8 protein-coding genes are annotated in these 6,276 nt (G+C 67.1%); 3 read left to right on the top strand and 5 right to left on the bottom strand.

What is annotated here, in order from left to right:
• From ACTHLF_RS12060 to ACTHLF_RS12045, 4 genes are all read right to left on the bottom strand, one after another.
• Positions 1 to 606: ATP-binding protein (locus ACTHLF_RS12060; protein ID WP_440327588.1), on the bottom strand; the 606-nt coding region annotated here is incomplete at its 3' end.
• The gene (locus ACTHLF_RS12055; protein ID WP_440327587.1) at positions 597 to 1,001 is read right to left on the bottom strand and encodes an anti-sigma regulatory factor; all 405 of its coding nucleotides are present in this window, start codon (positions 999 to 1,001) and stop codon (positions 597 to 599) included. The genes ACTHLF_RS12055 and ACTHLF_RS12060, both read right to left, overlap by 10 nt.
• On the bottom strand, positions 998 to 1,360 hold the full coding sequence (locus ACTHLF_RS12050) for an STAS domain-containing protein (RefSeq protein WP_440327586.1): 363 nt from the start codon (positions 1,358 to 1,360) through the stop codon (positions 998 to 1,000). Before ACTHLF_RS12050 ends, ACTHLF_RS12055 begins: the two co-directional genes overlap by 4 nt.
• Before the next feature lie 4 nt (positions 1,361 to 1,364).
• Positions 1,365 to 2,222, bottom strand: a complete 858-nt coding sequence (locus ACTHLF_RS12045) for an STAS domain-containing protein (RefSeq protein WP_440327585.1) — start codon at positions 2,220 to 2,222, stop codon at positions 1,365 to 1,367.
• A gap of 135 nt (positions 2,223 to 2,357) precedes the next feature.
• On the opposite strand from ACTHLF_RS12045, the gene ACTHLF_RS12040 reads away from it, so the two are divergent.
• Positions 2,358 to 2,708, top strand: coding sequence for a response regulator (locus ACTHLF_RS12040; protein ID WP_440327584.1), 351 nt, complete (start codon positions 2,358 to 2,360; stop codon positions 2,706 to 2,708).
• Between the two features lie 2 nt (positions 2,709 to 2,710).
• Here ACTHLF_RS12040 and ACTHLF_RS12035 read toward each other — a convergent pair whose 3' ends face one another.
• Complete coding sequence (locus ACTHLF_RS12035) at positions 2,711 to 3,094, bottom strand: nuclear transport factor 2 family protein (RefSeq protein ID WP_440327583.1); 384 nt, start codon at positions 3,092 to 3,094, stop codon at positions 2,711 to 2,713.
• 238 nt (positions 3,095 to 3,332) lie between these two features.
• Here ACTHLF_RS12035 and ACTHLF_RS12030 point away from each other — a divergent pair, with 238 nt between their 5' ends.
• Together ACTHLF_RS12030 and cycA are read left to right on the top strand one after the other, a co-directional pair.
• A complete protein-coding gene (locus tag ACTHLF_RS12030) occupies positions 3,333 to 4,679 on the top strand; it encodes a hypothetical protein (protein WP_440327582.1) in 1,347 nt (448 codons plus the stop codon).
• A gap of 71 nt (positions 4,680 to 4,750) precedes the next feature.
• Positions 4,751 to 6,127: a D-serine/D-alanine/glycine transporter gene (gene cycA, locus ACTHLF_RS12025; protein WP_440327581.1), complete on the top strand. Its 1,377-nt coding sequence runs from the start codon at positions 4,751 to 4,753 to the stop codon at positions 6,125 to 6,127.
• Positions 6,128 to 6,276: the final 149 nt, after the last annotated feature.

Below are 6,276 nucleotides of genomic sequence, written 5' to 3'. Positions count from 1 at the left end.
GCAGGCTTCCAGTTCCCACGCCCGCAGGCACGCCTCCGCGGCAGCGTTGGCGGCGGGGCCATGGCCGAGGCCATCGACCATGACGAAGCACGTGGCATCGCCCCGGAGCGCCATGCCCCAGCCGTCGCCACTGACCGCCTCGCCGTGCAACGCCTGCTGGACCGCCCCGAACGCGATATCGGCGCGCGAGAAGCCTTTCGGGTATAGGCGCGCGAGCACGACCGCGCCGCGCTGGTCGGCATACATGTCCATCAGGTCGGCCTGACGGCGCACGGCACCCAGGCCTTCGCCGCGCGTGCCGCCGGTCGAGTAGCCGTCGGGCAGGCAGTCAGCGAGGTTGAAACCCGGCCCGCGGTCCACGGCGATCACCTCGACGCCGCGGGCACCCTCGCCCGGCACCGCGCTGATGTGCATCTCACCGCCCTTCGCGTGCTTCAGCACGTTGGTCGCCAGTTCGGTCGCCACGAGCGCGACGCGGCCTGCGTCGGTTTCGTCGAAACCGCAGGAGGCCGCGGCCTGAGCGGCCGCGCGCCGGGCCTGGCCGATCTGGCTGGCTTCCTCGATCGCGATGATCGTGGTCAGCCGGCCCGGGAAAATCACGTCCATTTGCAGATCGTCACGCGCGTGCCAGCACCCGGTGCGCTCTCCAGGGAAAATTCATCGACCAGGCGACGCGCGCCGGTCAGGCCGAGGCCAAGGCCGCCGCCGGAGGTCCAGCCGTCGGTCATGGCCAGCTTCATGTCGGCGATGCCCGGGCCTTCGTCGCGGAAGACCAGGCGCAAACCCTTGCGGCTACCGTCTTCGAGCAGCTCCCAGTCCATGTCGCCGCCCCCGCCGTAGATCACCGCGTTACGCGCCAGCTCGCTGGCGGCAGTGATCAGCTTGGTCTGGTCGACGAGGCGCAACCCGGCCTGCACGGCAAGCTTGCGCACCGTCTGCCGTGCCAGCACCACATCCTGCTCGATGCGAATCGCCTGCGTGCCCACCGGCCCGGCGTTCATCGCTCCGCCACGCGGTTGCGCAGCAGGCGCATGCCGCGCTCCACGTCCAGCGCGGTGAGCACGCCCGGCAGGGTCAGGCCCAGTTCCACCAGCGTGATCGCCACCGCGGGCTGCATGCCCACCAGCACGGTGTCGGCATCCATGATCTTCGACAGGCCGGAGATCGTGCCGATCATGCGGCCGATGAACGAATCGACGATGTCCAGGGCGGAGATATCGATCAGGACGCCCTTCGCCGTGGTCTTGCTGATCATGTTGGAAAGGTCGTCCTGCAGGGTCAGGGCGAGCTGGTCGTGCATGTCCACCTGGATGGTCACGAGCAGGAACTCGCCCATGCGCAGGATCGGGATGCGCTCCATGGCCTTACCCCGCCTTCGAGACGTGGAAGCCCGAGCGCTTCAGCGCGAGCGACAAGGCGTCGGCCAGGTTCGCCTTGGTGACGATGCCCTGCAGGTCGAGCCCGAGGTGGACGATCGTCTGCGCGATCTGCGGCCGCACGCCGCTGATGATCGCGTCGGCGCCCATCAGGCGGATCGCGGTGACCGTCTTCAGCAGGTGCTGCGCGACCAGGGTATCCACCGTCGGCACGCCGGTGATGTCGATGATGGCGATTTCCGCGCCCGTCTCCACGATGCGCTGGAGCAGCGACTCCATCACGACCTGCGTGCGCTGCGAATCGAGCGTGCCGATCATCGGCAGCGCCAGCACGCCTTCCCAGAGCTTCACCACGGGCGTGGACAGTTCCAGCATCTCTTCCTGCTGGCGGTTGATCACTTCTTCGCGCGACTTCTGGAACGTCTTGATCGTGTGCATGCCCAGGCCATCGAGCAGCTCAGAAACCGCCCAGGTCTGCGCGGCGAGTTCCCCGGCGTTGCCGGCATAGGTCTTCTGCAGCAGGTCGAAGATCGGCCGCTTCAGCGAGAAGATGAAGTTCGCCGTGTTCGCGGAATCGAAACCCTGCAGTGCGCGGCTGCGCGAAAGCTTTTCGAGGAAGCCGCGCGTCTCGCTCCACTCGTTGCTGGCGAGGCTGCCTGCATCGCCCGTGGCGGAGCCGGCGACCAGCAGGCGGAGGAAGTCCCGGGTCTGCCCTTCGAATTCGAGGTGGCCGATGCGCGAGTCGCGCGAGGCGCCACTCGCTTCCAGGTTGGCGGTCCAGCGGGTCAGGAGTTGCTGTTCGTTCTGGCGGATCGCATCGATCGTGGACTGGCTGAGTGCAGACATGGAGACCCCCGGGTAAAGCTCTATGATGCGGTGCACATTCGCGCAATGGAATAGCGTGTATGCAAACGGATGCATTGACGGACCCTTCACGCGACGCGCGTTATCTGCCTTAGCGTTTTCCTGCGAACCCAAGCCATGTCCACACGTCCCCTGGTCGTCCTCCTCGTCGAGGATGACGATGCCATCCGCGAAATTTCCGCCATGATCCTGGAGGGCGAAGGGCACACCGTGCACACCGCGCCCAACGGCGATGAAGCGGAGCGTTGGCTGGCCAACGGCACCGCGGACGTGCTCTTCACCGACGTGCGCATGCCCGGCACCGTGTCGGGGCAGGAACTCGCCACGCGCCATGCCGACATGCGCGTGCTCGTGGCTTCGGGTGAGATGCGCGAGCAGCACGACTGGCTGCTGCCGCACATGGAATACCTGGCCAAGCCGTACGACCGGAAGAGCCTGCTGGCAGCCGTGGAACGCGTCGCCGCCTGAGCTCAGGCGCGGTCGATCACCCTGCTGATCTTGCCGTTTGCGAAGCCGAACTCGGTAGTGCCCTGCATCTCGATGATCGTGCCGGCGCGAGGGCCTTCGGGGATGTCCTCCGCGATCTCCCCGCGGAAGTCGATCATCGCCACAACGTCTTCGCCGCGCTCTTCGAGCGACACGATTTTCTGCTCGCGCGCTGCAAAGAGCTGCGCCCCGACCCGCGCCAGTTTTTCCAGATCGACCTTGCCATCGGTGGCCACGCTGAGCTCACCGCCCTGGTGGTGTTCGAAGCGCACATCATCGGTGAGCGCCCCCAACATGCCGGGGATGTCGAAGTGGTTGTACGCGGCAAGGTAGATCTCGATCAGTTGCCGGCGTGCGGGGTCGATCATGGTGATCTCCATGGGTACCAGGCATGGGCGGTCCCTCGATAGTACAAGGGGAGCGTGCCGATGGCAGGCCCATAGCCCGTTAGTACCGGTGGCGGTGTTTCACATCCGTGGCCGTGCGCCGCGGCGATCTGTCCGCTACGTGTCCGCGGACACGTAGCGGGGCGGCGAAAGCCGCGTTGCAACGTGCTGGCCCGGGGCTTGCAGTGGTGGCTTCCGGATCAACACGGAGACGCTACGCATGGCACACGTTCCACGGAATCTTGCGCTCGCCACCCTGCTTGCGGTGCCGATGGCCCGGGCCGCCGAGCCCCCGACACTGCACTACACGGTGACGCCCGTCCTGGCGCAGGGTGACCTCCAGGCCGTCGATGTCGAGCTGGTGGGGGAAGCCGGAGCGGACGGGAAGCTCGACGTCGTGCTGCCCGGCACGCAGCTGGCGCTGTCGTCGGACGGAAGCCTCTCCGCCGGGGAACACGGACACCTGGTGCTTGCCGGCGCGCCGAACGCCCGACTCACCTTGCGCTATCGCCGGCGCGGCAACGATAGCCTCCAGCGCGAGTGGGATACGGATCCGTACATGGCGGCCGGCTGGCTGCTTGCGCCTTGTTCCGCCCTGCTGGCAATGCCCGCGGACGACATCGCGCGCCGCGTCGAGGTGACCTGGAAGCTGCCCGCGCGCTGGCGCGGCCTCACCAACCTGCCCGCCTCCACGCCCACGACGACATCGGCGCAGAGCCACAGCGTGTGTTTCCTCGGCCGGGATGTCACCGAGAAAGTCATTCCGCTTGGCCATGGCGGCCATCTGCGTACGTATACAACCGACCCACGGGAGGCAGCACCGTTGGTGGACCTCGCTGCGCGCGCACTCACCATCGTCGCAGCCGATAGCGACGGGCGCCCGGCGGATTACCCGGTCTTCATCACGTCGGTGGACCGCGAGGGCGGCGGCCTCTCCTCGTGGAGCCAGGGCGCGGGGATGGGCATGGTGCTGGAGCGCGGCGTCTCGCCGGGCGGTGCGGTATCTCCGATGATCACCGACTACCGCCGCCTGCTCGCGCCCGGCCCCGTGGACCCGGCTACCGCCTGGTATACCGAAGGCCTGGGTTCGTATCAGGTCGTGAGCGACCTGCTCGGCAGCCACACTCTCGATCGGGACATCGTGGCCGCGTGGTTCGACCAGGTCAGCGGCCAGTACGGCTCATCCGCGTTCCGCCGTGCGCCCCAGTCACAGGTGGCCGCGGAATGGTCGAGCTCACCTGACCTCCAGGCGCTGCCCATGCAACGCGGCATGCTTTTCGGCGCGTTGCTCGACGCGCGGCTGCGCGAGGCCACGCGGGGCACGGCGACCCTGGGTGACGTGCTGCGCAAGATCGGGCCGCACCCCGCGGACCCCGCGGGTGCGCTCATCGCCGCGGTGCGGGCCGCCGGCGGCGGTGACATCACGCCGCTTTACGAGAAGTACATCGTCCGCGGCGACCTGCTGCTCTTGCCGGCCGACGCGCTCGGTGCATGCATGGCCGTGCGCACCGATGCCGACGGCTACGGCTGGCAGGTCCAGCGCGTAAGCGCGACGTGCCAGCCCTAGCCCGTGGGAGCGTTTGCCGGGACGGCACAACGCGACTATGGTGCTGCCTTCCGTCCCGTCCCGAGCCGCCGATGAACCCTCCGCAGGAATCGAACCCCGATCACCTCAGGCGCAGCCTGTCCAATCGCCACCTGCAGCTCATCGCCATCGGCGGCGCGATCGGGACCGGCCTGTTCATGGGCTCGGGCAAGACCATCAGCCTCGCCGGCCCGTCCATCCTGTTCGTCTACCTGATCATCGGCGTGATGCTGTTCTTCGTCATGCGCGCGATGGGCGAGCTGCTGCTGTCGAACCTGCAGTACAAGTCCTTCATCGATTTCTCCACGGACCTGCTCGGGCCGTGGGCCGGTTTTTTCTGCGGCTGGACCTACTGGTTCTGCTGGATCATCACGGCGATCGCGGATGTCATCGCCATCGCGAACTACGCCCAGTTCTGGTTCCCCTCGCTCGCGCCGTGGATCCCCGCGGTGCTCTGCGTGCTCCTGCTGCTCACCCTCAACCTGACCACCGTGCGCCTGTTCGGCGAACTCGAGTTCTGGTTCGCGCTGATCAAGATCATCGCGATCTGCGCACTGGTCGTGACCGGCTTCGGCATGGTGGCGTGGGCGTTCCGTTCGCCCGACGGCCACGTGGCATCGCTGGCCAACCTGTGGAACGACGGCGGCATGTTCCCGATGGGCGTGGGCGGCTTCTTTGCCGGATTCCAGATCGCCGTGTTCGCCTTCGTCGGCATAGAGCTCGTCGGCACGACCGCGGCCGAGACCGCCGATCCGGAGCGCAACCTGCCGAAGGCGATCAACTCGATCCCGGTGCGCATCATCATCTTTTACGTGCTCGCCCTCGTGGTGATCATGTCGGTGACCCCGTGGCGCCAGGTGCTGCCCGGCAAGAGCCCGTTCGTGGAGCTGTTCGTGCTGGCGGGCATCCCGGCGGCCGCGAGCCTGATCAACTTCGTGGTGCTGACCTCGGCGACCTCCTCGGCGAACAGCGGCATCTTCTCCACCAGCCGCATGCTCTACGGCCTGGCCGAGGAAGACCACGCGCCGTCCGCCTTCAAGCGTCTGTCGAAGGCCGCCGTGCCCTCGCGCGGGCTGTTGTTCTCCTGCGCGTGCCTGCTCGCCGGTGCGATGCTGGTCTACGTCGTGCCCAACCTGGTCACCGCGTTCACGCTGGTCACCACGCTTTCCGCGATCCTTTTCATGTTCGTCTGGTCGCTGATCCTGTGCTCGTACATGGCCTACCGGAAGAAGCGCCCGGAGCTGCACGCGGTGTCGTCGTACAAGATGCCCGGCGGCGTACTGATGTGCTGGGTCTGCCTCGCCTTCTTCGCCTTCGTACTTGTGCTGCTGACCCTGGAATCGGATACCCGCCAGGCCCTCATCGCCAGCCCGGTGTGGTTCGCGATCCTGGGGGTGGCCTACCTGGTCCGCCGGAAACGCGCCGCCTGAGAATCCTGTGGGAGCGGGGGGGGGCGCGCGAGCGTGGATGCACACAGCCCAAAAACCACCACCGCCAACACCCAAAACAAACCCCCCCCCACGCCCAAACAAGAAATAGAGCCAACCCCCCGAAACAACCGCACCCGCCGACCCGACAC

Origin of the sequence: Luteibacter sp. (assembly GCF_051958795.1) — a bacterium.
GTDB lineage: Bacteria > Pseudomonadota > Gammaproteobacteria > Xanthomonadales > Rhodanobacteraceae > Luteibacter.
The sequence above is the reverse complement of the archived record's forward strand: the minus strand, read 5'-3'. Positions and strand labels throughout refer to the sequence as shown.

Bases quoted from the DNA above. Each gene is read 5' to 3' on its own strand.
- ACTHLF_RS12055 (WP_440327587.1), bottom strand. From the start codon at position 1,001: ATGAACGCCGGGCCGGTGGGCACGCAGGCGATTCGCATCGAGCAGGAT.
- ACTHLF_RS12050 (WP_440327586.1), bottom strand. From the start codon at position 1,360: ATGGAGCGCATCCCGATCCTGCGCATGGGCGAGTTCCTGCTCGTGACC.
- ACTHLF_RS12045 (WP_440327585.1), bottom strand. From the start codon at position 2,222: ATGTCTGCACTCAGCCAGTCCACGATCGATGCGATCCGCCAGAACGAA.
- ACTHLF_RS12040 (WP_440327584.1), top strand. From the start codon at position 2,358: ATGTCCACACGTCCCCTGGTCGTCCTCCTCGTCGAGGATGACGATGCC.
- ACTHLF_RS12035 (WP_440327583.1), bottom strand. From the start codon at position 3,094: ATGATCGACCCCGCACGCCGGCAACTGATCGAGATCTACCTTGCCGCG.
- ACTHLF_RS12030 (WP_440327582.1), top strand. From the start codon at position 3,333: ATGGCACACGTTCCACGGAATCTTGCGCTCGCCACCCTGCTTGCGGTG.
- cycA (WP_440327581.1), top strand. From the start codon at position 4,751: ATGAACCCTCCGCAGGAATCGAACCCCGATCACCTCAGGCGCAGCCTG.